26 protein-coding genes are annotated in these 24646 nt (G+C 72.0%); 9 read left to right on the forward strand and 17 right to left on the reverse strand.

Going from position 1 to position 24646, the window contains the following annotated elements:
* Positions 1 to 59 precede the first annotated feature (59 nt).
* Positions 60 to 497 carry a hypothetical protein gene (locus tag AXK61_RS21290; protein ID WP_068746965.1) on the forward strand — a complete coding sequence of 146 codons (438 nt, stop codon included), beginning with the start codon at positions 60 to 62 and terminating at the stop codon, positions 495 to 497.
* Position 498: 1 nt separating this feature from the next.
* Here AXK61_RS21290 and AXK61_RS21295 read toward each other — a convergent pair whose 3' ends face one another.
* On the reverse strand, positions 499 to 1362 hold the full coding sequence (locus AXK61_RS21295) for an SDR family NAD(P)-dependent oxidoreductase (protein WP_068575133.1): 864 nt from the start codon (positions 1360 to 1362) through the stop codon (positions 499 to 501).
* A gap of 143 nt (positions 1363 to 1505) precedes the next feature.
* Positions 1506 to 2723, reverse strand: a complete 1218-nt coding sequence (gene glgC / locus AXK61_RS21300; protein ID WP_068575132.1) for a glucose-1-phosphate adenylyltransferase — start codon at positions 2721 to 2723, stop codon at positions 1506 to 1508.
* A gap of 167 nt (positions 2724 to 2890) precedes the next feature.
* Between glgC and glgA the strand changes: the two genes are divergently transcribed.
* Entirely contained in the window at positions 2891 to 4072 is a 1182-nt protein-coding gene (glgA, locus tag AXK61_RS21305; protein WP_068575350.1) for a glycogen synthase, read from the forward strand.
* Between the two features lie 46 nt (positions 4073 to 4118).
* Here glgA and AXK61_RS21310 read toward each other — a convergent pair whose 3' ends face one another.
* The 4 genes from AXK61_RS21310 to AXK61_RS21325 form a co-directional block, all read right to left on the reverse strand.
* Positions 4119 to 4967: a putative RNA methyltransferase gene (locus AXK61_RS21310; protein WP_231855634.1), complete on the reverse strand. Its 849-nt coding sequence runs from the start codon at positions 4965 to 4967 to the stop codon at positions 4119 to 4121.
* Positions 4968 to 5044: 77 nt separating this feature from the next.
* Complete coding sequence (locus AXK61_RS21315; RefSeq protein ID WP_068532479.1) at positions 5045 to 5212, reverse strand: DUF3117 domain-containing protein; 168 nt, start codon at positions 5210 to 5212, stop codon at positions 5045 to 5047.
* A gap of 111 nt (positions 5213 to 5323) precedes the next feature.
* Positions 5324 to 5644: a DivIVA domain-containing protein gene (locus AXK61_RS21320; protein ID WP_068575131.1), complete on the reverse strand. Its 321-nt coding sequence runs from the start codon at positions 5642 to 5644 to the stop codon at positions 5324 to 5326.
* A gap of 7 nt (positions 5645 to 5651) precedes the next feature.
* Positions 5652 to 6824, reverse strand: a complete 1173-nt coding sequence (locus AXK61_RS21325; RefSeq protein ID WP_068746966.1) for an erythromycin esterase family protein — start codon at positions 6822 to 6824, stop codon at positions 5652 to 5654.
* 64 nt (positions 6825 to 6888) lie between these two features.
* Here AXK61_RS21325 and AXK61_RS21330 point away from each other — a divergent pair, with 64 nt between their 5' ends.
* Positions 6889 to 7584, forward strand: a complete 696-nt coding sequence (locus AXK61_RS21330; RefSeq protein ID WP_068746967.1) for a MerR family transcriptional regulator — start codon at positions 6889 to 6891, stop codon at positions 7582 to 7584.
* A 68-nt stretch (positions 7585 to 7652) separates the two neighbouring features.
* Here the strand turns inward: AXK61_RS21330 and AXK61_RS21335 are convergent, their stop codons facing one another.
* The 8 genes from AXK61_RS21335 to dapE form a co-directional block, all read right to left on the reverse strand.
* Positions 7653 to 7961, reverse strand: coding sequence for a winged helix-turn-helix domain-containing protein (locus AXK61_RS21335; protein ID WP_068575128.1), 309 nt, complete (start codon positions 7959 to 7961; stop codon positions 7653 to 7655).
* Complete coding sequence (locus tag AXK61_RS21340) at positions 7958 to 8431, reverse strand: hypothetical protein (RefSeq protein ID WP_068575127.1); 474 nt, start codon at positions 8429 to 8431, stop codon at positions 7958 to 7960. The genes AXK61_RS21335 and AXK61_RS21340 overlap by 4 nt, the downstream gene beginning before the upstream one ends.
* Before the next feature lie 69 nt (positions 8432 to 8500).
* The gene (locus AXK61_RS21345; protein ID WP_068575126.1) at positions 8501 to 9433 is read right to left on the reverse strand and encodes a glucosyl-3-phosphoglycerate synthase; all 933 of its coding nucleotides are present in this window, start codon (positions 9431 to 9433) and stop codon (positions 8501 to 8503) included.
* On the reverse strand, positions 9430 to 10356 hold the full coding sequence (folP, locus tag AXK61_RS21350) for a dihydropteroate synthase (RefSeq protein ID WP_068575125.1): 927 nt from the start codon (positions 10354 to 10356) through the stop codon (positions 9430 to 9432). The genes AXK61_RS21345 and folP overlap by 4 nt, the downstream gene beginning before the upstream one ends.
* 1 nt (position 10357) lies before the next feature.
* Positions 10358 to 12169 carry a long-chain-acyl-CoA synthetase gene (locus tag AXK61_RS21355; RefSeq protein WP_068746968.1) on the reverse strand — a complete coding sequence of 604 codons (1812 nt, stop codon included), beginning with the start codon at positions 12167 to 12169 and terminating at the stop codon, positions 10358 to 10360.
* Between the two features lie 10 nt (positions 12170 to 12179).
* Positions 12180 to 12728: an LOG family protein gene (locus AXK61_RS21360; RefSeq protein WP_068575124.1), complete on the reverse strand. Its 549-nt coding sequence runs from the start codon at positions 12726 to 12728 to the stop codon at positions 12180 to 12182.
* On the reverse strand, positions 12725 to 13510 hold the full coding sequence (locus AXK61_RS21365) for an LOG family protein (protein WP_068575123.1): 786 nt from the start codon (positions 13508 to 13510) through the stop codon (positions 12725 to 12727). Before AXK61_RS21365 ends, AXK61_RS21360 begins: the two co-directional genes overlap by 4 nt.
* Before the next feature lie 10 nt (positions 13511 to 13520).
* Entirely contained in the window at positions 13521 to 14597 is a 1077-nt protein-coding gene (gene dapE / locus AXK61_RS21370) for a succinyl-diaminopimelate desuccinylase (protein WP_068575122.1), read from the reverse strand.
* A gap of 48 nt (positions 14598 to 14645) precedes the next feature.
* Here dapE and AXK61_RS21375 point away from each other — a divergent pair, with 48 nt between their 5' ends.
* Both AXK61_RS21375 and AXK61_RS21380 read left to right on the forward strand, forming a co-directional pair.
* Entirely contained in the window at positions 14646 to 15644 is a 999-nt protein-coding gene (locus tag AXK61_RS21375; RefSeq protein ID WP_068746969.1) for a permease, read from the forward strand.
* A gap of 1 nt (position 15645) precedes the next feature.
* Complete coding sequence (locus AXK61_RS21380; RefSeq protein WP_068575120.1) at positions 15646 to 16413, forward strand: TIGR03943 family putative permease subunit; 768 nt, start codon at positions 15646 to 15648, stop codon at positions 16411 to 16413.
* Between the two features lie 17 nt (positions 16414 to 16430).
* On the opposite strand, the gene AXK61_RS21385 is transcribed toward AXK61_RS21380, so the two are convergent.
* Positions 16431 to 17021 (reverse strand): TetR/AcrR family transcriptional regulator, encoded by a 591-nt coding sequence (locus tag AXK61_RS21385; RefSeq protein ID WP_068575119.1) that lies wholly within the window; start codon positions 17019 to 17021, stop codon positions 16431 to 16433.
* 92 nt (positions 17022 to 17113) lie between these two features.
* Between AXK61_RS21385 and AXK61_RS21390 the strand changes: the two genes are divergently transcribed.
* Positions 17114 to 17605, forward strand: a complete 492-nt coding sequence (locus tag AXK61_RS21390) for a DUF4383 domain-containing protein (protein WP_068575118.1) — start codon at positions 17114 to 17116, stop codon at positions 17603 to 17605.
* A complete protein-coding gene (dapD, locus tag AXK61_RS21395; protein ID WP_068575117.1) occupies positions 17602 to 18552 on the forward strand; it encodes a 2,3,4,5-tetrahydropyridine-2,6-dicarboxylate N-succinyltransferase in 951 nt (316 codons plus the stop codon). The genes AXK61_RS21390 and dapD overlap by 4 nt, the downstream gene beginning before the upstream one ends.
* 66 nt (positions 18553 to 18618) lie before the next feature.
* Here the strand turns inward: dapD and AXK61_RS21400 are convergent, their stop codons facing one another.
* Positions 18619 to 18873: a hypothetical protein gene (locus tag AXK61_RS21400; RefSeq protein ID WP_156485782.1), complete on the reverse strand. Its 255-nt coding sequence runs from the start codon at positions 18871 to 18873 to the stop codon at positions 18619 to 18621.
* A 122-nt stretch (positions 18874 to 18995) separates the two neighbouring features.
* On the opposite strand from AXK61_RS21400, the gene AXK61_RS21405 reads away from it, so the two are divergent.
* Entirely contained in the window at positions 18996 to 20543 is a 1548-nt protein-coding gene (locus tag AXK61_RS21405) for a sigma-54-dependent Fis family transcriptional regulator (RefSeq protein ID WP_156485783.1), read from the forward strand.
* A gap of 124 nt (positions 20544 to 20667) precedes the next feature.
* Positions 20668 to 22125, forward strand: a complete 1458-nt coding sequence (locus tag AXK61_RS21410) for an aldehyde dehydrogenase (protein WP_068747180.1) — start codon at positions 20668 to 20670, stop codon at positions 22123 to 22125.
* On the opposite strand, the gene AXK61_RS21415 is transcribed toward AXK61_RS21410, so the two are convergent.
* Complete coding sequence (locus AXK61_RS21415; RefSeq protein ID WP_068746972.1) at positions 22116 to 24620, reverse strand: LuxR C-terminal-related transcriptional regulator; 2505 nt, start codon at positions 24618 to 24620, stop codon at positions 22116 to 22118. The genes AXK61_RS21410 and AXK61_RS21415 overlap by 10 nt on opposite strands.
* Between the last annotated feature and the right edge of the window lie 26 nt (positions 24621 to 24646).

Here is a 24646-nt window from a genome sequence, read left to right on the forward strand (position 1 = left end):
TCACGTAGTCCAAATAAGCGATACTTCTCAGCAAACTTACCCAATGCTAGTATGCCTTAGTGATCATCTGGCGCGGTTGGGGCATTCTCGGCGTTCTCCTCATTCCTGTGGGGATCTTCGTCGGGTTCGGATTAGGCCGAACGAACTTCAGCATCGCCGGCGGGTTGCTGCTCGCCGCCGGCGGCTGCGCAGCACTGGGCTACTGGCTCAACATCGTCCGTCCGCGAGACAGGGCGGCGAAGTACGCCCAGCAACGCACCGCGGAGCTTGCGGGCTACATCGCCTCCGGCAACTATCAGCCGACGCCCGGCTATCAGCCCGGCTCGACGGCGGAGGCTCATGAGCTGGCCGAACGCCAGGTCATCGCGGAGCAGGTCGAGGTTGAGCGCGCGATGCGCAATCAGCACACAGTGTTCTGGATTCCGATGCAGTACTTGTCGATCGGTATCGTCGCGCTCGCCCTCGCCGAGTTGGTCGGACTGATCCACATCCACTAGCTCACACCGGTCGGGGCGCGCCGTCCGCTCCGGGGAAGTCGGCGGACCGGGCGAGATCGGCCCACCTGCGCACGCCGTCGAGGCCCGACGCGTACGCGGCGGTGAGCCGCTCGACGGCCTCGGCGCCGAGCGGCAACCGGAGGGGCACGTCGTCCGAACGGACCAGGTCACCGATGATCCGCGCGGCCCGGGCCGGATCGCCCTCCTGCGCGCCGTCCGAGCCGGTCAGGTCGCGCTGCACGGCTCCTACGGTCCGCCCGTACACCTCCGACGGCGCCGTCACCGCCAACGAACGACCGGTGTTGAAGCCGGTGCGAAATCGCGACGGCTCGACGATGAGCACCCGCACCCCGAACTCCGCGACCTCGGCCGCGAGTGCCTCGGACCAGCCCTCCAGCGCGAACTTGCTCGCCGAGTAGGCGCCGACCGCGGGGAAGGACAGGCGCCCGCCCTGGCTGCTCATCTGCACGACGGTGCCCGTCCCGCGCTCCCGCATCCCCGGCAGCGCAGCCCTGGTCAGCGCGGCGGCGGCGAAGAAGTTCAGCTCGAGTTGCTCCCGAAGCCGCTCCATCGACAGTTCCTCTGCGGCACCGGCGATCGCGCGGCCCGCGTTGTTCACCAGGACATCGATCGAGGTGCGCTCGATCATCGACGTCACCCGGTCGACCGCGTCGGCGTCGCGCAGGTCGGCCTCGATCAGGTCCACTCTCCGCGGGTGCGCGGCGACGAGGTCGGCGACACTCGCCCCGTCGCGGACCACCACGGTCACCGAGTCACCGCGCCCCAGCGCGTCCTCCGCGAGGCACCGCCCGAATCCCTGCGACGCGCCCGTGACCAGCCAGTTCAATCCGTTGCTCATGTTCATGGCCGCAACGGTAGGACTTCGAGCGCGCTCGAACGCAAGCCCTGATCCAGCAGAACTCCCCCGCCCCCGCAGATATCTCCGCTTGCCCCGTGGATTCTCGGGGCGAGCGGAGATATCTGCTGCGTGTGAAGGTTTCGGCGGCGTCAGCCGATCCGGAGGCCCTTTCCGACGGTGACCACACCGCCCGCGGAGACGTTGAAGCGCTCGCGCTCGCGCTCGAGGTTCACGCCCAGGATCTCGCCGCGACCGACCACGACGTTCTTGTCGAGGATCGCGCGCCGCACCACGGCGCCCGGCTCGATCTTCACGCCCGGCATGAGCACCGACCCCTCGACGGTGGCACCGTCGCCGATGGTGACGTTCGCGCCGATGACGGAGTTGCGCACCGTGGCACCCGAGATGATGCTGCCGGCGCCGACCATGGACTCCTGCGCGAGCCCGCCGCGGGCGAACTTCGCCGGGGGCAGGTTGTCGTTCTCGCAACGGATGGGCCACTGCCGGTTGTAGAGGTTGAAGATCGGGTACACCGATACCAGATCCATGTGCGCCTCGTAGAAGGCGTCGATGGTGCCGACGTCGCGCCAGTAGCCCGCGTCGCGTTCGGTGGCGCCGGGCACCTTGTTGTCGCTGAAGTCGTAGACCGCCGCCTCGCCACGAGCCACGAATGCGGGGATGATGTCGCCACCCATGTCGTGGTCGGAGTCCGGGTTCTCCGCGTCGGCGATGATCGCGTCGACGAGGGCCTTGCGACTGAACACGTAGTTGCCCATCGACGCGAAGGTGACCTCCGGATCGTCGGGCGTGCCGGGCGGATCCGCGGGCTTCTCGAGGAACTGCGTGATCTTCCCCGCGTCGTCGGATTCGATGCAGCCGAAGGCCTTCGCCTCGGCCCGCGGCACACGGATGCCCGCAACCGTGACGCCGGCGCCGGATTCGATGTGCGCCTGCACCATCTGCGACGGGTCCATGCGGTACACGTGGTCGGCACCGAAGACCACGATGTAGTCCGGGTCGTCATCGGTGATGAGGTTCATCGACTGGTAGATCGCGTCGGCACTGCCGGTGAACCACCGCTTGCCGACGCGCTGCTGCGCGGGAACCGGGGTGATGTACTCGCCACGGAAGCCGAACATGCGCCACGTCTGGCTGATGTGCCGATCCAGCGAGTGCGACTTGTACTGCGTCAGCACGCACAGGCGCTGGTACCCGGCGTTGACCAGGTTCGACAGCACGAAGTCGATGAGGCGGTACGAGCCGCCGAAGGGCACTGCGGGCTTCGCGCGGTCCGCGGTCAGCGGATACAGGCGCTTGCCCTCGCCGCCGGCGAGGACGATTCCCAAAACACGAGGCTGGTTGCTCACGGGTCCACGCTAACCCCAATCCGGGCGCGCGTGCAGTGTTCTGCGACAGTGCATCCGAACGCACTGCTAAGCACAGACGTACGGGCGGACAACCACAGGCGAACCGCAGCATCCGCGCTGCACGGAACCGCCCACGGACCGGCACCGCAGGCTCTAGCGTGGACGCCATGCGCGTAGCGATGATGACGAGGGAGTACCCGCCGGAGGTCTACGGCGGGGCGGGCGTGCACGTGACGGAGCTCGTCAGCCGGCTGCGCGACCTGTGCGAGGTCGACGTGCACTGCATGGGCGTTCCCCGGCCCGACATGGACGACGTGACCGTCTCCGACCCCGATCCCGCGCTGGCCGGTGCCAACACCGCCCTTGAGATGTTCTCCACGCAGCTGCGCATGGCGAACCTCGCCGCCGAGGCCGAGGTCGTGCACAGCCACACCTGGTACACGGGCCTCGCCGGGCACGTCGCCGGGCAGCTCTACGGCGTGCCGCACATCCTCACCGCGCACTCGCTGGAGCCGCACCGCCCGTGGAAGGCCGAGCAGCTCGCCGGCGGCTACCGCCTCTCCAGCTGGTCCGAGCGCAACGCGGTCGAGTACGCCGACGCGGTGATCGCCGTCAGCCGGGGCATGGCGAAGGACGTCCTGGAGGCCTACCCGAATCTGGATCCGAGCCGGGTCCACGTGGTGCTCAACGGGATCGACTCGCAGGTCTGGCATCCGGCTCCCACTTTCGGCGAGGACTCACCGCTCGTCGAGCGGCACATCGACCCCGACCGGCCGATCGTCGCCTTCGTCGGCCGCATCACGCGACAGAAGGGTGTGAAGCACCTGATCGCGGCCGCGCACCGGTTCGATCCGGACGTCCAGCTGGTGCTCTGCGCCGGCGCCCCCGACACCCCGGAGATCGCTGCGGAGACGGCCGATGCGGTTGCCGCGCTCGCCGAGTCGCGCGACGGCGTGCACTGGGTCCAGGACATGCTGCCCACCCCGAAGGTGCGTGAGATCCTCAGCGCCGCCTCGGTGTTCGTCTGCCCGTCCGTGTACGAGCCGCTGGGCATCGTCAACCTCGAGGCCATGGCGTGCGGCACCGCCGTCGTCGCCTCGGACGTGGGCGGCATCCCCGAGGTGGTCGTCGACGGCGAGACCGGCACGCTGGTGCACTACGACGAGGCCGACACCGCCACCTTCGAGGCGGACCTCGCCTCCGCGGTCAACGCGCTCTGCGCGGATCCGGCTCGCGCGGCGGCGTACGGTGCGGCGGGGCGTGCCAGGGCGGTCGCCGACTTCAGCTGGGAGTCCATCGCCGCGCAGACCCTGGACGTCTACCGGCACGCACTCGCGGCCCGCTCCTAGCGCGGTTCCCGGGCCCGACGGTGCCCCAGGCCCGACAGGTGCCCCGCTACCGCAGGCCGTAGACGCTGACGGTGCCCGATGCCGTCACGGCGGCGGCGCCGGACGCGGTGAGCCTCTCGATCGCCGCGGCGCGATCCCCCGGCGAACCGTGATGCGCGCTGGGTCCCATCGCGACCAGGTCGGTCGCGGCTGCGGCCGTCAGCTCCATGATCCACTCGTGCTTCTCGCGGGAGAGCAGTTCGAAGTCGTGCAGCGCACCGTCGAGCCTGGCGACCTTGCCCTCCTCGACGGAGATCATCCCGAGCGGCTCGACCAGCTGCCGTAGGTGATTCGGGCCCGGGGTGAGCACGACGAGTCGCCCGCCGGGCGCGAGCACCCGTGCGAACTCCGCGGCGTTGCGCGGCGCGAACACCGACAGGACCACGGCGACGGCACCGTCGGCGACGGGCAGGCGCGCCCAGCCGTTGGCGACCACCGCGCCGATCCCCGGCCCGCGCCGGGCCGTGCGCCGGGCAGCGGGCTTGGACAGGTCGAGGCCGATGCCGGTGCCACCGCGCGCCTCCACCGCCCTGGCCAGGTACTCGCCCTCCCCCGCGCCGCAGTCCAGGACCGGGCCCGCCGGGGCGTCGACGGCCGCGGCTGCGACCGCCGCGTGGAACTGCTCGTAGTGCCCGGTGGCGAAGAAGCGCTCGCGGGCGGAGATCATGTCGGCGTCGTCCGCGATGAGGCCGCTCGCGTCACCGGCGAGCAGCGAGACGTAGCCCTGGCGGGCGATGTCGAAGCCGTGTCCGCGCGGGCACAGCAGGGTTCCGCCGTCGGCCTCCAGCTCGCCGCCGCAGTGCGGACAGGCCAGCGCCGGCAGCACCGCGGCCAGACCGGGCGGGACTTGCACCACCGAACACCCCCGAAAAAGCGGAGATCCCGCGCGGTTCGCACCGCGCGGGATCTACGGAGAAAGCAGTTCCACCGACATTACGACGTGACGCCGCGCAGCTCCTCGCCGAGAGCCGCAGCCTCGTCCGGCGTGAGCTCCACCACGAGTCGTCCACCACCCTCCAGAGGTACGCGCATCACGATCCCGCGCCCCTCCTTGGTCGCTTCCAAGGGGCCGTCCCCCGTACGTGGCTTCATCGCCGCCATCCGTTGCTCCCTTCAGATCCTTCACCCGCCCCGAGCACGCCCGAACCGGGTCCGCAGTACATTCTAGCCTGTGCGCTGCGGCGATCGGCGCGGACTAGGGCGACGGCCCTGCTACTCGCGTCCCTCGGAGTCCTCCGGGACGGCCGCTCGCGACTCCGGCTCCGCTGCGAGACGCGCCCGCAGGACGTCGATCTCGCGCGCGAGACGTTCGAGGGCCCAGTCCACCTCGGCGGGCTTGTACCCGCGTACCACCTGTTGGAATCGGAGTGCGCGGACATCGGCGCCCGCCACGTCTTCCGCGGGGAGCACCGTCGGCGTGGCGCCGGTCTCCAGCGGCGGAGTCTCGTCGCCGCGCCCGAACACGAGCGCGGCGACGCCGTACAGGACCGCGGCCACGGCCAGCAGTCCCAGGGCGTACAGCACGATCACCATGGGGCCATCATGCCCGAACCTCGCGGAGGAAGAGCACACCGTCGGTCTCCGACAGGCGCACCGGTTCCAGCGGGAAGTAGGCCCCGCGCTCGTCGCGGTCCTGCCGCGCGGTCGCGTCGCCGAGGCGCCGCACGAGTTCGGCGCCGGCGTACAGGCCGGCCGGAGCGCCCTGGGTGCGGTACAGCTCGCCCTCGACGGTGCCCGGTTCCGGCACTGCCAGGCCGTGCGCCGGGGCACCGCCGATCGCCGTGGCCACGAACCGGTACGCATCGCCGAGCCGGGCCGCCGCCTGTGCCCCCGCGCTGAACCAGCGCACCGGGTGCGGGCCCATCCGCATCTCACTCGCGCCGCGCTGCAGGTGCAGGTTGTGCGAGAGCACGACGGTGCCTCCCCGCGCGGCCTCCCGGTCCGCGATCGCCAGCAGGTTGTGCCCCATCATCACGTCGCGCTGCGCACTGAGCCGGCCGAACCGGTCGGGCGTGTCCGTCGCCATGATCGCGTGGTAGCGCAGCAGTCCGACGGCGGTGCGGGCGTCGGACTGCAGCCGCCACGCCTCGTCCTCCGCGAGGGCCGGCGCGCACGCATCGAGAACGGCGCACAAGTCGTCGGTCAGCAGACGCAGCTTCTCAGCGCCGACGGTGCGCCCCACGCCCCGGTCCGCCTCGTACATCGCCCGCTCGTCGGTCCAGCGGGAGTCCTCACCGAGCAGGTCGACGAGATCCGCCTCCCCGACGATGTTCTCGGCGTGGTCAGCGAGCGCGGCCCTCAGCGGCAGCAGGTGCTCCCGCGGGCTCGGGGCCGCCGCCATCTCCATCGGGCCGTCGAAGCCGTAGAACCGCACGGGGGTGTCCAGTGTCCGGTTGATCTCGCGGAGGCGGTCGAGCAGTTCCCGGGTCGCCGCGAGCCGGTGGACGTACGGGTGCGTGAATCCGTCGTCGAGCACCGTGTCCGGATCGAGGTCGGCGCCCGCCAGGTAATCGTTCACCAGCGGCGCCCGGTGGAAGTCGGACTCCACCGCGATCGACCGGAAGCCGCCGCGCAGCACCAGATCGACGACGACGGCGTTGCGGGCACGAGCGATCTCCTCCGAGCCGTGCATCGGCTCGCCGAGGCCGAGGAGGCGGACCGGAGTGGGCAGGGCATCGAGGAGGGCGACGAGGTCTACGGGGTGCTGATCCATTCCTTTCACGATATCGTTGAAAGCTCAGTTGAAACTTGTCACCGACTGAGCTGGAAGAGGTGCCGTGAACCCTCAATCGGTTCTTCGCCCCGTCGACCTCGCGCGCCCGCACGGGCTCTCCGCTCAGGCGGTCCGCAACTACGAGGACCAGGGGATCCTGCCGCCCGCGGAGCGGACCCCGTCGGGCTACCGGGAGTACACGCCGACGCACCGTCTGGCCCTGGGCGCGTTCGTGGCTCTGATCCCCGGATGTGGGCATGCGCGGGCCGGGTCGGTCCTGCGCGCGGTGCACCGCGGCGACCTCGAGGCCGCCTTCACGCTGCTCGACGAGGCGCACGGCGAACTGGCCGGCGACCGCGACACCCTCCGGCGGGTGCGCGCCGCGCTCGACGGCCTGCACGATCCCGACGACGATCCGGGTTCCGCGCTGTTCGTCGGCGACGTGGCGCGGCTGCTCGGCGTGGTCCCCGCGACCCTGCGCGCGTGGGAGCGAGCGGGCATCGTCGAACCGCGGCGGGATCGGGGGACGGGCTACCGCATCTACTCCCCCGCCGACGTCCGCGACGCGCGGATGGCGGAGCAGCTCCGCCGCGGCGGCTTCGGCCTCGCGCGCATCGCCGAGCTCACCGAGCAGGTGCGTTCCGCGGGCGGCGTGGGGCCCTTGCGCGAGACTCTGGACGGCTGGCAGGCGTCCCTGACCCGACGGGGCCACGCCCTCGTCTCCGGTGCCGCGGCGCTGGATTCGCTGCTGCCCTCGTGACATCCGCCGATGTCGAGGCGGCGATCGACCGCGTAAACGCGACCGGAATCCTGCTGAACCCCCGGAGCTCAGCCCTCCGCGATCGCCCGCAGCGCGGCGAGGTGGGACTGGAAAGCGGTGCGGCCCTGTGCCGTCAGCGACAGCCAGGTGCGGGGACGCTTGCCCACGTAGCCCTTCTTGATCTTCACGTAGCCGGCGGCTTCGAGCTGCGCGGCCTGCTTGGAGAGCACCGAGTCCGAGAGCTCGACGGCGTCGCGGACGGCCGCGAACTCGGCGTTCTCGACCTTCGCGAGCGCCGCGACGATGGAGAACCGCACCGGGGCGTGGATCACCTCGTCGAGGCGGTGCCGGGCGTGGCCGCCCTCCGTCGCAGTCACCGCAGCGCCAGCCGCGAGATCGAGTGTGCCGCAAGCAGGGCGGGGATCATCGTCACGAGTGCTGCGAGCACCGTCCACATCCACGGCACCGCATCGTCGACCCGGACGGACTGGGCGACGACGTAGCCGGCGTAGAGCAGCATCGTGAGCCCGAGCCCGAGGTTGTACCGGAGGGTGAAGCCTCGAGGAGACGCCGCCGCGCGCCGCATCGCGAGAACCGCGACGGTGATCGCCACCACGTAGACGGCCATGACCACGCCGAAACCGCCGAACCGGATCCAGCCGGGCGCATCGAGATTCCCGACGGTGAGCCGCAGCGCCAGGACCAGCGCCGCCACCGCCAGGCCGATCGCGATGAGGCCGCGCTCGAGGCGCGTACGGTCGGCGGACGTCGCGACGGAGGCGCCCGCCGCGTGGGCGAGCGCACGGCGCGCCTCGTCGGGCGTCGGGTTCGAGAACTGCTCGGTCATGACGGATCCCCTTCCACGGTCGATGACGCAACCTTAGAAAGTACTTTCCGAATCGTCAAGTAGTTTCGGTCACGTTCCCAGCGAGTCGACGGGCGGGCGATCCTCCAGGTACAGATCCGTCGTGACCTCGGTGAAGGCGTCGTCGGGCCCGGGATCGACCAGGTACTGCGTGATGCCCGCACCCGAGTCCTCGATGCCGCAGCGCCGCAACGCGGTGCCCATGATCTGGCGGCTCATCACGCCCAGGTCGCGCAGGTCGCGGTTGCGGTGCTTGCGGACCGAGAGGTTCACCTGTGCGATCCCGGCGAGCCCGTAGCGCTCCTCCGCGTCGAGCAGCAGTCCGATCTCCACGCCGTACCCGGGCGCGAAGGGCACCGAAGCGAGGAACGCACGGGTGCCCGCGTACTCGCCGCCGAGCGGCTGCAGCACGGCGCGCAGCGGCGGCCGGAGCGCGGCCAGCAGGGGCCGCGCGACCAGCTCGGTGACGCGGCCCCCGCCGGTCGGATCCTCGCCCTGTTTGAACACGCGCAGCGGCCGCCGGTAGTAGGCCTTGACGAGGTGCACCTCGGGATGGAACAGCATGGGCCCCAACAGGCGCGGCACGTACCGCGGATCCGGCTCGATGAGGTCGGAGTCGATGAAGGCGATCAGGTCGCCCGACGATGCGGCGACCCCGCGCCACAGCGCCTCGCCCTTGCCGGGCACCGGCGGCAGCCCGGGAACCGCCTCCTCCCGGCTGATCACCGTCGCCCCCGCGGCGCGAGCCCGCTCCGCCGTGGCGTCGGTCGACCCGGAGTCCAGCACGATCAGCTCGTCCACCAGGGTGCCCACCAGGGGCGCGATCGTCGCCACCACGCCGCCGACGGTGGCCTCCTCATTGAGAGCGGGCAGCACCACGGACACCGTCCGGCCCCGCTTGGCGGCCACCAGCTCCTCGACGGTCCACGCCGGTTCGGCGAAGAACCGCTCGCTCGAATGCGCCTGCGGCGCCTCGCCGCTCACGCCAGCCCTCGGACCACGCGAGCGGGCGGACGGGCGCCGTCGATGGACGCCACCATCTGGACCACGCGCAGTGTCTCGGCCACCTGGTGCACGCGGAACATCCGCGCCCCCGCGTGCGCGGCGAGGGCCGTGGCCGCCAGGGTCCCGGCGACCCGCTCCTCCAGCCCCGCGTCGAGCGTCTCGCCGATGAAATCCTTGTTGGACAGGGCCATCAGCACCGGCCACCCGGTGTCCACGAGCACGTCCAGGTCGCGCAGCAGCGCGAGGCCGTGGTGGGTGTTCTTGCCGAAGTCGTGGGTCGGGTCGATGACGATGCCATCCTCGCGGACGCCGGCCGCGAACGCCGCCTCCGCAGCAGCGGTGAGCTTCTCGCGCACGTCCGCCACCACGTCGGGGTACCGCACGCGGTAGGGACGAGACCGGGGCACGGCGCCGCCCGTGTGGGAACACACCAGGCCCGCACCGGTGGCGGCGGCGACGCGCGGCAGGTCCGGGTCGGCGCCCGCCCACGTGTCGTTGATGAGATCGGCACCCGCGTCCACCGCGGCCTCCGCGACGGAGGCGCGCCAGGTGTCCACACTGATCAGCAGGTCGGGATGCCGGTCACGCACCTGAGCGATGAAGGGCACGGTGCGGGCGATCTCCTCGGTGGCGTCCACGGTCTGGCCGGGGCCGGCCTTCACGCCCCCCACGTCCACGACGTCGGCACCCTCGGCGACCGCCGTGGCGACCCGCTCCAGCGCGGCGTCGACGGCGAAGTAGCTGCCGCGGTCGTAGAACGAGTCCGGCGTGCGGTTGATGATCGCCATCACCAAGGCGCGGTCCGTCGGGACCGGGCGGCCGCACAGGGTGGGGCGCACCGGCGGGCGGGAGGCCGGAGGCCGACCCGGGGGTGTCTCGGGATTCGCGCCGGGGGCGGTCATCCTAGGAACGCAGGTCCGGGACCTTGGCGGCCGCGACGTCCGCTGCGTATCCGTCGTAGGCCGGGACGTAGCCGTCCGCACCGCCGACGAGGACGTAGAGCGGGTCGGCGCCCGTGTCCGCGAAGCCCTGCTTGCGCAGCTCGCCCTTGAGGCTCTTGAACGTGGAGGTGACCTCGAGGCTGGGCACGACCCGCGCGTACAGCGGGATCGCGTACGCGGGCAGCTCGTTCCGCAGCACCGTGGCGAGGGCGGCACCGTCGAAATCCCGGCCCTCGGCGAGCTTCACAGCGGCCATGCCGGCCTTGCCGTCCGCGCCGGGGATCGCGACGCCGTACACGATCGAGCCCTCCACCTGGTCCGCCTCGTCGAGCGCGCCCTCGACCTCGGTGGTGGCCACGTTCTCGCCCTTCCAGCGGAAGGTGTCGCCGAGCCGGTCGACGAAGGCGATGTGGTCGAAGCCCTGCTTGGTCACGACGTCACCGGTGTTGAACCAGACGTCGCCGTCCTTGAAGCCGTCGCGGATCAGCTTGGCGTCGCCCGCCCTGCCGTCCGTGTAGCCGTCGAAGGGCGCGGCCTTCGTGATCCTGGTGAGCAGCAGACCGTTCTGCCCGCGCTTGACCTGTTTCATCCGTCCGCGCGAGTCCCGCAGGGGCCCGGCGGTGTCCAGGTCGTACTCGACGACCGCGTGCGGCAGGGGGCACAGTCCGACGGTGCCCTCGATGTCGAAGACGTTGACGAAGGCGATGTTCGTCTCGCTGGCCGCGTAGAACTCCATGATCCGGTCGATTCCGAAGCGCTCCTGGAACTCCCGCCAGATCTCCGGCCGCATGCCGTTGCCCGCCGCCACGCGGATCGTGTTGGACCTGTCACTCGGCCTGGGCGGCTGATTGAGCAGGTACCGGCAGATCTCGCCGATGTAGATGAACATCGTGGCCGAGTTCTCGTTCGCCTCGTCCCAGAACTTCGACGCGGAGAACTTGCGCCCCACGGCCAGTGTGGCGCCGGAGACCAGCACGGAGCCGAGCGCCACCAGCGCAGCGTTGTTGTGGTACAGCGGAAGCGGGCAGTACATGACGTCGTCGCCGCGCATCCGGACGGCCGTCGCACCGAACCCGGACATGCCCTTGAGCCACCGGTAATGCGTCATGATCGACGCCTTCGGCATGCCCGTCGTGCCCGAGGTGAACACGTAGAAGGCCCGGGTGCTCGACGGCAGCGCGGCGGTCACCGGGAGGTTGTCGGTGGCGCGGGGGTCCTGCGCCCGCACCTCGCGGGCCTGCGCCGCCAGCTCGTCGATCGTGAGCAGCACCCCGTCGGCGGGGCGGTCCGCGGCGTCGAGCGAGTCGAAGGCCTCGAGATCCTCCTCGTCCGTGACGATGGTGCCGGTCTCGAGGATGCCGAGACTGTGTGCGAGGACGGCACCGCGCTGGTTGTAGTTCACCAGGCCCGCAGTGGCGCCCACCTTGACGATCGCCAGCATCACCAGGACCATCTGCGGGTGGTTGTGCATGACGACGCCGACCACGTCGCCCACCTTCACGCCGCGCTGGAGCAGCACGCGCGCGTAGGTGTTGACGGTGGCGTTGGCCTCGCCGTAACTGATGCCCTCGCCGTGGAAGCGGAGGAAGTCGCGCGACGGGTGCTGCGCGGCCCGCTTCTGGAACACCGTGCCGATCGTCTCCTTGCTGTTCTGCGTGCGCAGCAGGATCGACGGGCCCTCCTTGATCAGGAGGGGCAGGTCGGGCAGCAGCTTGCCGACGCCCCTGGCCAGGTCCGCGATGCCGACGGTGGTGTTCTTATGCGTAGAGCTCACAGCGGCGAGCCTACCGTGGGGCCGCCGTACCACGGCACGCGTCGAGGGCGGCCGTGACGTCGGTCGCCCGCTGCAGCCGGCCGAGAGCCGCGTCACCGACGAACCCCCGCGCCTTGAGGCCGACGATCCAGTCCAGCAGCGGCGCGTAGAAGCCGTCGTGGTCCAGCACCACCACCGGCTTGTCGTGCATGGACAGGTAGCCCGCGGTCCACGCCTCGAAGAACTCCTCGAGGGTGCCCACGCCGCCCGGGAGCACCAGGAAGGCCTCGGCGTTGTCGTCCATGAGCTGCTTGCGCTCGCGCATGGTGTCCACCACGAGGAGCTCGTCGGCGCCGTGGTCCGCGACCTCGCGGTCGACCAGTGCCCGCGGGATCACGCCCAGGGTGTGGGCACCGCCGTCACGAGCGGCCTGCGCGACCGCACCCATCATGGAGACGTGGCCGCCGCCCCAGACGAGGGTGTCGCCGCCCGCCGCGATGCCCCTGCCCACCTCGGTGGCGAGAGCGATGTACTCCTCGGGCACGGGCCGAGACGCGCAGAACACCGCGATCGCCGTCACGACGGGTCCACCGCGCTCGGATCGATCTCGCGAGCGGCATCGGCGTCCGCGATGATCTTGATCGCGTCGTCCACCGAGTCGGTGACCGTGATCAGGTCGGCGTCGCCGGGCGAGACCATTCCCTGTTCGGTGAGCGTGCCGCGGATCCAATCCACCAGCCCGCCCCAGTACGCGGAGCCGAGCAGCACGATCGGGAAGCGGGTCACCTTGCGCGTCTGCACCAGCGTCAGCGCCTCGAACAGCTCGTCGAGCGTGCCGAAACCGCCGGGTAGGCAGACGAAGGCCTGCGCGTACTTGACGAACATCGTCTTGCGCACGAAGAAGTAGCGGAAGTTGATGCCGAGATCGACCCAGTCGTTGAGGCCCTGCTCGAAGGGCAACTCGATCCCGAGGCCCACCGACAGCCCGTCGGCGTCCTTCGCGCCGCGGTTCGCGGCCTCCATCGCGCCCGGGCCACCGCCCGTGATCACCGCGTAGCCCGCACGCACGAGGCCCGCACCGAGCTCGCGCCCGGTGGCGTACTCGGGCGAATCCTCTTTGATCCGAGCGGAACCGAACACGGTGACCGCCGGCGGCAGCTCGGCGAGGGCACCGAAGCCCTCGACGAACTCCGCCTGGATCCGCATGACGCGCCACGGGTCGCGGTGCAGCCAGTCCGCATCGTCCGCGTTCGCGAGCAGCCGCTGGTCGGTGGTCGACGACTCCCCGGCCGCCGCGCCCTGCACGCGCACGGGCCCGCGGTAGCGCAGGTAGAGATCCTGAGGGTTCTTATCCGCTGCCATGACGCACACGCTATCCGGCGAGGAAGGCCCGCAGCACGGCGGCCACCTCGGTGATCTGCGCCGTCTCGACCTGTTCGTCGCGCTTGTGGGCGTAATTCGGGTCGCCGGGGCCGAAATTCACCGCGGGGATACCCAGGGCCGCGAACCGCGAGACGTCGGTCCACCCGTACTTGGCGCGGAACCGGCCACCGGCGGCCTCCACGAGCTTCGCCGCAGCGGGCGCCCCCAGGCCCGGGAGCGCGCCGGGCGCCGCGTCGGTCACCTCGAAGGCGAGGGCACCGTCGGCCAGCGGGCCGGCGAGGACCTCGCGGACGTGCGCGACCGCATCGTCGACGGTGCGGTCCGGCGCGAACCGGAAGTTGACGTCCATGAAGGCCTCGTCGGGCACCACGTTCCCGGCCACGCCGCCCTCGATCTTGACCGCGGAGAGGCCCTCGCGGTACTCGCAGCCGTCGATGTCGACGGTGCGCGCCTCGTACGCCTGGAGCGCGGTCAGCACCGGGCCGAGCTTGTGGATCGCGTTGTCGCCCAGCCACGACCGGGCGCTGTGCGCGCGCACGCCGCTCGCGGTGATCCGCACGCGGATCGTCCCCTGGCAGCCCGCCTCGATGAGCCCGCCGGAGGGCTCCCCGAGGATCGCGACGTCGGCGGCCAGCCAGTCCGGGAGCTCGCGCTCGATCCGGCCGAGTCCGTTGAACTGCGAGGCGATCTCCTCGCACTCGTAGAAGATGAGGGTCAGGTCGTAGGCGGGCTCGGCCATCGTGGCGGCCAGGTGCAGGAAGACCGCGTCGCCGCTCTTCATGTCGACGGTGCCGCACCCGTGCAGGATCCCGCCCTCGCGGCGGCTGGGCACGTTGTCGGCGATCGGCACCGTGTCGACGTGGCCGGCGAGCATCACGCGTTGCGGCAGTCCACGATTCGTCCGCGCGAGCACGTTGTTGCCCACCCGGAGCACCTCGAACCGGCCGAGGTCGCGCAGCGCCGCCTCCACCTCGTTCGCGATGCGCTCCTCGTCGTGGCTCACGCTGGGGATGTCCACCAGCGCGGCGGTGAGGTCGATCGGGTCCGATGCGATGTCCAGAGTCACACCCCCAGGCTATCGGCACGTCGGGCGCCCGCGCGGCACACTGGACGCGTGCCCGAACTCCTCGCGAAGCGTTCGTTCCCCGCGGTGACGGTGCTCGTCGTGGTCGTGTGCGCGACGATCGTGGCGGCCCGACCGCTCGCGGCGGGGATCGACGCCCGCCCCGAACTGCGCACAGCGGCGACGGTGTTCGTCGGGATCTTCGTCCAGGCCACGCCGTTCCTCGTCCTCGGCGTGCTGGTGAGCGGCGCCATCGCCGGTTTCGTCTCGGCCGACGCCCTGCGGCGGGTGCTGCCGCGGCGACGCGCCGCAGCCGTCGTGGTCGCCGGGGTCTCGAGCGCGGCGCTGCCCGGGTGCGAGTGCTCCGCGGTCCCGGTCGCGGGGCGGCTGCGCGACCGCGGAGTGCCCGACGGGGTCGCCCTCACCTTCCTGCTCGCCGCCCCGGCCGTGAACCCCGTGGTGATCATCGCCACGGCGGTCGCCTTCCCGCAGGCGCCGATCATGGCCGCCGCGCGGCTCGCCGGATCGCTGACGACCGCGCTGATCGTGGGCTGGTTCTGGCTCCTGGTCGGCAGGCCGGAGTGGATCCGGCGGCCCCCGGACGCCGCGTTGGCCGGGGCGCTTCCTGCGGGCGTGCGCGGGAAACTGGCCCTCGCGGGCGAGACGGCCCGGCACGACCTCGTGGAGTCGGCCGCCTACCTCGCGGCGGGTGCGGCGCTCGCGGCGGCGCTGCACGTGCTGGTGCCCGCGTCGTGGATCGACCACCTCTCCGGGAACATGGTGCTCACGATCGGGGTCATGGCGGCTCTGGCCGTGATCATGGCGCTGTGCAGCGAGGCCGACGCCTTCGTCGCGGCGTCGCTCAACGCGCTGCCGCTGCTCCCGCGCCTGGTCTTCCTCGTCGTCGGGCCCGCCGTCGATCTGAAGCTCATGGCGATGCAGACCGGCGTCTTCGGCCGGCGGTTCGTCGCCCGGTTCGCGCCCCTGTGTCTCGTCGTCGCCGTCGGGTGCGGCACCGCAGCGGGCGCGCTGTTCGTCGGGTGGCGGTGAGATGAACCGACCCGCCCGGAACCTACTCCTGCTGCTGTTCGGCAGCGCCGTCGCGATCGCTACCGCGACCGGTACCTATCTCAACTACGTGCGACCGGTGATGTTCTGGTTCCTGGCGGCCTCGGCCGTGGTGATCGTGGTCCTCGCCGTCAGCGGGATGGCGGCCGACATCGGCGAGGCGCGTGCGGACGAGGACTTCGAGGACGACATCGGGTTCGCCGGCACGCTCACGCCCGTCGCGCACCGTCCCCACGACGACGCTCACGGGCACGCGCACGGTTCCGGCCGCGTCGGATGGGTCCTGCTCGTGCCGGTACTGCTCCTGCTGTTCTGCGCGCCGCCGGCCCTCGATCCCGGGGCCGCGCAGCGCACCGTCGTCGTGGCTGCGACGACCGACGAGTCCGGGCGCGCCTATCCGCCGCTGCCTCCGGGAGTCGCCCCGCACATCGCTCTCAACGACTTCCAGAACCGCGCCGTGTCGGACACGGCGGGAACCCTCGACCGGGACGTGTCGATGACGGCCTACGTCACCCACATCGACGGGCGCCCCTTCCTCGCGCGGGTCATGATCTGGTGCTGCGTCGCGGACGCGCGTCCGATCGACATCGAGGTCGCAGGAACCCCTGCGCTGCCGCCGGACGGCGGTTGGGTGACGGCGGTGGTCCGGCTCGTTCCCGGAACCGCGACCCGTGCCCGCCACTACCGGCCGATCGTGCGTCTAGTGAGCGACCACCCGGTGCCGCAACCGAGCCCGCCCTACGACTCCTAGTCGAGTACCGTCCAGAATCACTCGTTCGGGCTGTCGCGGAGCGCGGCCGCCACCACCCGGTCGAGCGCCACGCCGACGTCGTCGAGCGTCGCCGTCGAGCGTGTGGCCCGGCACACGACCACCGCCCCTTCCACGGAGGTGACGATGAGTGCGGCGAGGGTGCGGGCCTCGGTCGCCGCCACACCCGCGTCGGCCAGAGCGTCGGCGATCCGGCCTGCCCACCCTTCGAACGCCGTCGCCGCCGCGGCGCGCGGAGCGGCCGCATCCGGCGACGCGTCGACGGCCACCGCGACGACCGGACATCCCGCCTCGAAGTCACTGTCCACCAGGATCATCCGCCACGTATCCACGAACGCGGCCAGCCCTCGCACCGGCCCCTCCGCAAGGCTGTCCGTGAGCATCTGCACCGTGATCCGGTCGGCGAGGCGCACCGCCTCCGCGGCGAGTTCCGCCTTGCCCTCGGGGAAGTAGTGGTAGGTCGAGCCGAGCGGTGCACCCGATCGCTTCGCCACCTCCCGCACCGAGGCCGCGGCGAACCCGCGACGGCGGAGCATGTCCGCAGCGCCGATGACGAGCTTGGCACGCGCATCCGATCCTGAGCGGGGCATCGTCGACCTCCTGATCTCGTCACGGGTTGTTATGACGCTTGTCATAGCGTAGCGTCCGACCCGTTCTATAACGACTGTCATAGGAAGATGCGATGAGCAACGACACAGACGATGACGGCCTCGCGAGGGTCCGCGCGCTCGCGATCGACTACGTCACCCGGATCACCGCGTCCCCGCTCCAGTTCGGCGTCTTCCTCCTCGCGGCCTGGCTCACGTCGAACGGCCCCGGCGCCTACCTCCTGTGCCCACAGATGCTGTTCTCCCCGCTGCAGACCTGCACCGTCACGGTGTTCGGATTCATCCCGGTCACGGTCAATGCGGTCCACGCGCTGATGCACCTCATCAGCGGGGCCGTCGGGCTGATCCTGGTGATGGACGCGACTCATGCACGTCTCTACGCGATCTTCGGCGGTCTCTACTACGCGTTCTGGGGAGTCTCGATGCTCCCGGTCGGTGACGAGGTTCGGGACGCGCTCGGCGTCGACGTCTTCGGCAGCTGGGTGCACGTGATCGAGGGCGCACTCCTGCTGGCACTGTTCCTGTTCACTCGGCGGAACCGGCCGACGGTACCCTTGTCGACGTGACGAATCGTGGAGCGAAGGCGTACGGACTGGCCACCCTCACCGACGACGGGACGGTGCTCGACACCTGGTACCCCGCGCCGGCGCTGACGGACGGTGGCGGCACCGTCGGGTCGGTCCAGGACCCGGCCGGCGTGCCCGCCGAGCTGACCGCCCTCGCGGGCCCGGACGCGGACCGCAAGGTGCGCACCGTCGTCGTGGAGACCACGATCGCCGACCTCGCGGCCGCGCCCGTCGACGCGCACGACGTGTACCTGCGCCTGCATCTGCTGAGCCACCGCCTGGTGCAGCCGCACGGCCTGAGCCTGGACGGCCAGTTCGGCCTGCTCGCGAACGTGGTGTGGACCAACTTCGGGCCCTGCTCCCCCGCCGGCTTCGAGGTGGTCCGCGCGGCGCTGCGCAAGCGGGGCACCGTCACCGTGCTCTCCCTGGACAAGTTCCCGCGCATGGTCGACTACGTGCTGCCCACCGGCGTCCGGATCGGCGACGCGGACCGCGTGCGCCTGGGCGCGCACCTCGCCGAGGGCACCACCGTGATGCACGAGGGTTTCGTGAACTTCAACGCCGGCACGCTCGGCACCGCGATGGTCGAGGGCCGCATCTCCGCGGGCGTCGTCATCGGCGACCACTCGGACGTGGGCGGCGGCGCGTCGACCATGGGCACCCTGTCGGGCGGCGGCAAAGAGATCATCGCGCTCGGCGAGCGGTGCCTGCTGGGCGCGAACTCGGGGCTGGGCATCCCGCTCGGCGACGACTGCGTGCTCGAGGCTGGCCTCTACCTGACCGCCGGCACCAAGGTCACCGGCCCCGACGGCACCCAGGTCAAGGCCCGCGAGCTGGCCGGCCGGAGCAACCTGCTGTTCCGCCGCAATTCCGTGACCGGCGCCGTCGAGGTCGTGCCGTGGAAGAGCGAGGGCGTGGAACTCAACGCCGCCCTGCACAAGAACTGACGCTCGACAGCGAGAGCGGCGGCCGACGCTCGTCGGCCGCCGTTCTTCGCCCGTCCTCAGTGAATACTATTTCACGGAGACGCGCGCCGGGGCAGGCGCTCCGCAGCCCAGTCGCGACAGCATGGTGTCGAGGACACCGAGCGTGGCGCGATCGTCGACCGTGACGAGCACGCCGGGCACCGCGCGGGGCGAGCCCGCGCCGCCGCAGTCCGAATCCTTCGAGACCAGGCGCGATTCTACGACCCACAGCCCCACGCCGCACAGCACGACGGCGAGGCACAGCGCCGACACCACGGTGAACCGTATTCGCGTGAATCCCATCTTCACCTCCCGACCACAACCGAACCTCGATATGCTTTGCGATAGCGTATCACCGAATCAGGGAACGTGCAGAAGAGGCGAGAACGGCGCGGTGACCACGCCGCCGTCGTTATCCTGAGCAGGTGCGCCCGGAGATCGAACTGTCGTGGCGCAGGTCCCGGATGTCAGGACTCGCGCCGGCGAACACCGCCGTCCCGGTCGACGAACAGGCCGTCGACCGCAGGTCCGCACTGCTCCGCGCGGCGGCACCGGTCCTCACCGACCTGACAGAGCGGATCGGCGACGCCCCGTACGGCGTGATCCTCTCCGACCGCGACTCGCGCGTGGTGGACATCCAGGCGCGCGCACGGCCCCTGCACCGCGAGTTCGACGGGCTCGGAGCCGTTTTCGGTGGGGTGTTCCTCGAGGAGACGACCGGGACCAATTCGATCGCCACCGCGCACGAACTGCGTAGCGGGGTCGCGGTGCGCGGGGAGGAGCACTACCTCGACCGGTTCAAGCACCTGAGCTGCTACGGCCACCCGATCTTCCACCCGATCACCCGCAGGCTGCTCGGCGTCGTCGACATCACCTGCCGGACCGCCGACGACTCCCCGTTGCTCGCCGCCCTGGTGCAGCGCGCGGTCCGCGACATCGAGGAGCGCGCCCTGGCCGACTCGCCGCGCAGCCGTCGGCGGGTGTTCGAGGCCTTCACCCTGGCCACGACGGGGCACGACCGTGCGGTCCTCGCCCTCGCGGGCGACCTGGTGCTGTCGAACTCCGCCGCGGCCGACCTCGTGGCGCCCGCGGATCACCACCTCCTCGCGCAGCTGACCGCCGGAGCCGGGCCCGTTCGCCTCACCCTGCAGTCGGGGTCGGAGGTGTCCGTCCTGGCGCGCCGCGTCGGCGATGGCGCGGATGGCACCGTCTACGAGTTCCGGCGGATCGACGTGCCGTCCCGTGCTGAGGGGACCGCCGGGACCGGACCGGTGTACATCGGCGGCGGACCCGGCACGGGCCGGACCACGGCGGCCCGGACGGCACTGTCCGCGCCGGTCACCGAGTTCGACGGTGCCGCCGCGGCGACCGACCCGCAGGCGTGGCTGCGCGCACTCGCGCTCGCCGACCCCGCCCGGCCGCTCCTCGTCGAGGACATCGACAGACTGCCCACCGACTGCGCGACCCGACTGCTCGGCGTCGTCGACCGGCCCGCCGGACTGGTGCTGACCGGGCCCGTGGCGTCGGTCCTGGAGGGCGCCGCGGCGGCGCTCGCCGCGGCGTGCGCGCGGCACGTGGACCTGCTGCCGCTCGCCGACCGCCGCACGGAGCTCGCCGATCTCGCGACCGGCATGCTCCGCCGGCTGCCCGGCGGGGACCGGGTCCGGTTGACCCCGTCCGCGCTGGCGGCGCTCGCCGCGCAGGACTGGCCGGGCGAGCTGCACGAGTTGCGCTCCGTGCTCAGCTCGACGCTGCGGTCCCGGTCCGCGGGCGATCTGACCGTGAGCGACCTCCCGGAGCGCTACCGAGTGAGCCCGCAGCGGCGCGATCTGGGCCCGCTCGAGCGCGCCGAGCACGACGCCATCGTCGCGGCCCTGCATGCGGCGGGCGGGAACAAGGCGCGAGCCGCCGCCGCGCTCGGCATCAGCCGCACCACGCTCTACTCCCGGTTGCGGAGCCTGCGGATCGGCTGAGCAGCGGGCCACGGAACCGCCGGGCCGCCGGGCCGCCGCGACGAGAAGTGTCCAACTTTTGAACAGTCCGTCCCGCCCGGCGGTTCCTACCGTGATGGTCATCACGTCCGATGAAGGGATCGCCATGACCACCAGCACCGCCACCACCGCCTACGACCGCCTGTACGTGGGCGGCGAGTGGATCATTCCCAGCACCGCGCGCACCATCGTGCCGATCAACGCGAGCACCGAGGAGCCACTGGGCTCCGTCCCCGAGGCCGCGGAGGCCGACGTCGACCGGGCCGTGGCCGCGGCACGGGCCGCCTTCGCCGCACCGGACGGCTGGGCCACTTGGGAGCCCGACCGTCGTGCCGCCGCGATGGAGCGCTTCGCCGACGAGATCGAGGCCCGCTCCGCGGAGTTCGCGTCCCGGGTGAGCCTGCAGAACGGCATGCCGATCGCCGTCGCCACCCAGCTCGAGGGCGCCTACCCGGCGCTCCTGCTGCGCTACTACGCCGGCCTGATCCGGCAGCCGGCGGCACAGGACCTGCGCGAGGGCGTGTTCGGCGGGACCGTGGAGGTACGCCGCTCCCCGATCGGCGTCGTCGCCGCGATCGTGCCGTGGAACTTCCCGCAGGCGCTCGCGATGTTCAAGCTCGCCCCCGCCCTCGCCGCGGGCTGCACGATGGTGATGAAGCCCTCGCCGGAGACGGTGCTCGACGCCTTCCTCCTGGCCGAGGCAGCCGTCGCCGCCGGACTGCCCGCGGGCGTACTCAACATCGTGCCCGCCGGCCGGGAGGTCGGTGCGTACCTGGTGTCCCATCCCGGCATCGACAAGGTCGCCTTCACCGGCTCGACCGCCGCCGGCCGATCGATCGCCGAGACCTGCGGCCGCCTGCTGCGTCCCGTCACGCTGGAACTGGGCGGCAAGTCCGCGGCGATCGTGCTCGACGACGCCGAACTCGATCTCGGCACCATCGGCGAGGGCCTGTTCACCTCGACCATGCTCAACAACGGGCAGACCTGCTTCCTCGGCACCCGGGTCCTCGCGCCACGCTCGCGGTACACCGAGGTGGTCGACACCTTCACCGCGTTCGCGCAGTCGCTGCAGGTCGGCGACGCCGCCGACGAGAGCACGCAGATCGGTCCGCTCGCCACCCGCAACCAGCGCGAGCGCGTCGAGGGCTACATCGCGCGGGGCATCGCCGACGGTGCGCGGCTCACCGTCGGGGGCGGGCGCCCCGGACGCGACCGCGGCTGGTTCGTCGAGCCGACCGTCTTCGCGGACTCCGAGAACGTGGCGGTGACCTCGCACGAGGAGATCTTCGGTCCGGTGCTCTCGGTCATCGCCTACGACGACGTGGACGACGCGATCGCGCTCGCCAACTCGTCCGAGTACGGCCTGGGCGGCACCGTCTGGACCTCCGACCCGGACCGTGGCGCGGCGGTCGCCCGGCGGGTGCAGACCGGCACGATCGGCGTGAACCGGTACATCCCCGATCCCGTCGCGCCGTTCGGCGGCGTGAAGTCGAGCGGCATGGGGCGGGAGCTGGGCCCCGAGGGCCTCGCCGCGTACACGAACCTGCAGACGATCTACCGCTGAGACACCCCGTCCGACTCCGCCGCGAGCTCGCCGCCGTACCGCGCGGCGAGCTCGCCGCGCGTCGTCACGCCGAGCTTGGCGAAGATCCGGGTGAGGTGGAACTGCACCGTCTTCGGTGACAGGTAGAGCTGTTCCGCCACTCGCCGATTGGTGCCGCCGGCCACCACGAGGCGGGCGACGTTGAGTTCGTGCGGCGTCAGGACCCCCACATCCGCGTCCGTCGGGCCGCCCGTGGTGCCGCGCTCCCGGTCGATCGTCCGCAGAGCGGCCAACGCGCCCAACGACTCGAAGGCTGAGGCCGCCTCGCCGAGATGGTGCGCGGCGTCGCGGCGATGGCCGCTGCGCCGCAACAGCATCCCCAAGTCCAGGTGCAGGCGAGCCGTCGCCACGGGAAAGGGCTCGGCGTCCTCCAGGCAGGCCCGCAGGGTTCTCGCCGCGGCCTCCGCATCCGGCTGCGCGGCCGCCCGAGCGGCGGCCATCCGGATCCGGGCGGGCGCACTCTGCGGGGCGGGCGCACCGTCGAGCAGGACGACCGCTTCGTCGCTCCGCCCCGCGTCCACGAGCGCACGGGCCGCGACGGAGTGCCACGGCCAGAAGTCCGGCCCCACCGCCCGCGCGGCGGGATCCGCAAGGAGGGGCTGCACCGCCGCGAGCACCGCCCGCGGACCACCGGTCGCCGCTGCGGCCTGCGCCAGCGCGGCCGGGATCCGTTGCGTGAGATAGCCGGTCGGGGCGACACGCGCAGCGGCGGCGTGCCGATCCGCGCCGTCGGAGTCGCGTCGGAGCGCGAGGACCTCCGCCGCGGTCCAGTGCGCGAGTGGGGAGCAGAGCACGATCCCGGTGCCGTCGCCGAGCTCCACCGCCTCGCGAGCACTCTCCAGTGCGGCGTCCCAGTCGCCGATCTCGAACTGCACCCGCGCCAGCCAGCCGAGGGCCCACAGCGAGACCCGGTGAGCGCCCCCGACGGCCTCGCGGGCGGCGGTGAGCGCGGTCCGAGCCCGGTCGAGATCGCCGAGCCCGTACTGGATCCAACCCACGCCGAGCATGAGCCGTTGGGACACGGCCACCGGTAGCCCCGTCTCGGCGAGCCCCGCGTCCACGGCGCGGACAGCGCCGACGAGGTCGCCTGCTGCGGCGGCTCCGAGCCCGCGGAACGCCCTGGATTCGATGGCGGGCGGTGCATTCCCGCCGAGTTCGATCGCCCTGTCCGCCCAGGCGATGAGCGCGGGACCGTCCCAGCGCACCAGCGCGTCCAGGCCCCGCCGGTGCGCGATCCGCGCGGCGGTCAGCGGGCTGAGCCGCGGGTTCACCACGTTCCAGGCCCGCTCCAGCCGATCCTGCGCCTCCGCCGGCCGTCCCGATTGGATCGCGACGTAGCCCAGCACCGAGTCCCGTTCGGGGCTGGCCGGGAGCGCCTCGATGGCGGGCACCAGCTCGCGGGCAGCATCGAGGTCGCCCGCGCTGACATAGGCGTCGACGGCCGCGATCCGCAGCCCGCGGGCTGTCTCGGTGTCGGCCGCGACGCCCGTGGCGGCGGCGAACGCGGTGGCGGCCGAGGACCATTCGCCGCGGGCCGCCAGGGCCGAGCCGTCGTCCGCCAGGGCCGACGCGAGCGCGGCGTCGGTCCCCAGCGCCGCCGCCGCGCGGTGACGGAGGGCGCGATGCGGATCGACCACGTCGGCCGCCGCGGTGTGCAGGCGTGCCCGATCGGCCCACGAGGAGGCCTCCTCGATCGCGAGGGCGACGATCGGGGCCGGCGGCAGGAGCCGCACCCCGTCCCGGTCGCGGCGGGCGGTCACCAGACCACGGGCCGCGAGCGCGTCGAGTACCTCTGCGGTCACCTCGGCGCCGGCCACGGCGGTGAGATCCGCCGGAACACCGCCGCCGAGGACCGCCGTCGCGAGCGCGATGCTCGCCGCGGGCTCGCCGACCTCGGCCAATGCCGCGGCCACCCGCTGCCGCTCGCCGGCGGGCACCGCGTCCGGAAGGTGCCCGCCGGACCGCGCGGCCTCGTCGAGCGCGGCCAGCGTCGCCGCGATCGCGCCTCCGGTCCGACGATGCAGGCGCGCCGCGGTGGCGCCGGAGAGCTCGAGCCCGAGGCTGCGGGCGAGCACGCCGACCTCGTCCGCGGTGAGGACGTCCAGCGCGAGGTGGACGTCGGCGCCGAGAGCGCGGGCGTCATCCGTCCAGAGGTCGGCGACGGGCCGCTCAGAGGTCGCCCGGGCCAGGACGACCCGGGTCCCGCGCTGCGCCGCGGCGGCGAGCTCGCCGAGATCGGCAGGCGCGAGCCGCTGCGCGTCGGCGACCACGACGGTGCCGGCGGCGAGCGCCTCCCGTACCCGGGCACCGTCGTTCGTTCCGAGCCCGCCGAGCGCCTGCACGATGGGTGCGCCCGGGTGCGCCAGCGTCGCGAGCGCCCGCGCGCCGCGGCCGGACGGGTCGCCGACCACGGCCAACCGGGCTCCGCGGATCCGCCGCACCGACCAGGGGTCCATCGCCCCACGATAGGCGGGCGGCGGGG

The organism is Tsukamurella pseudospumae (assembly GCF_001575205.1).
GTDB lineage: Bacteria > Actinomycetota > Actinomycetes > Mycobacteriales > Mycobacteriaceae > Tsukamurella > Tsukamurella pseudospumae.

Excerpts from the sequence above, each read along its gene's own strand:
- AXK61_RS21410 (WP_068747180.1), top strand. The coding sequence starts at position 20,668 with ATGACCACCAGCACCGCCACCACCGCCTACGACCGCCTGTACGTGGGC.
- AXK61_RS21320 (WP_068575131.1), bottom strand. The coding sequence starts at position 5,644 with ATGGTGATCGTGCTGTACGCCCTGGGACTGCTGGCCGTGGCCGCGGTC.
- AXK61_RS21315 (WP_068532479.1), bottom strand. The coding sequence starts at position 5,212 with ATGGCGGCGATGAAGCCACGTACGGGGGACGGCCCCTTGGAAGCGACC.
- AXK61_RS21390 (WP_068575118.1), top strand. The coding sequence starts at position 17,114 with ATGAGCAACGACACAGACGATGACGGCCTCGCGAGGGTCCGCGCGCTC.
- AXK61_RS21400 (WP_156485782.1), bottom strand. The coding sequence starts at position 18,873 with ATGGGATTCACGCGAATACGGTTCACCGTGGTGTCGGCGCTGTGCCTC.
- glgA (WP_068575350.1), top strand. The coding sequence starts at position 2,891 with ATGCGCGTAGCGATGATGACGAGGGAGTACCCGCCGGAGGTCTACGGC.
- folP (WP_068575125.1), bottom strand. The coding sequence starts at position 10,356 with ATGACCGCCCCCGGCGCGAATCCCGAGACACCCCCGGGTCGGCCTCCG.
- AXK61_RS21380 (WP_068575120.1), top strand. The coding sequence starts at position 15,646 with ATGAACCGACCCGCCCGGAACCTACTCCTGCTGCTGTTCGGCAGCGCC.
- AXK61_RS21295 (WP_068575133.1), bottom strand. The coding sequence starts at position 1,362 with ATGAACATGAGCAACGGATTGAACTGGCTGGTCACGGGCGCGTCGCAG.
- AXK61_RS21325 (WP_068746966.1), bottom strand. The coding sequence starts at position 6,824 with ATGGATCAGCACCCCGTAGACCTCGTCGCCCTCCTCGATGCCCTGCCC.
- AXK61_RS21340 (WP_068575127.1), bottom strand. The coding sequence starts at position 8,431 with ATGACCGAGCAGTTCTCGAACCCGACGCCCGACGAGGCGCGCCGTGCG.
- AXK61_RS21385 (WP_068575119.1), bottom strand. The coding sequence starts at position 17,021 with ATGCCCCGCTCAGGATCGGATGCGCGTGCCAAGCTCGTCATCGGCGCT.
- AXK61_RS21415 (WP_068746972.1), bottom strand. The coding sequence starts at position 24,620 with ATGGACCCCTGGTCGGTGCGGCGGATCCGCGGAGCCCGGTTGGCCGTG.
- AXK61_RS21365 (WP_068575123.1), bottom strand. The coding sequence starts at position 13,510 with ATGGCAGCGGATAAGAACCCTCAGGATCTCTACCTGCGCTACCGCGGG.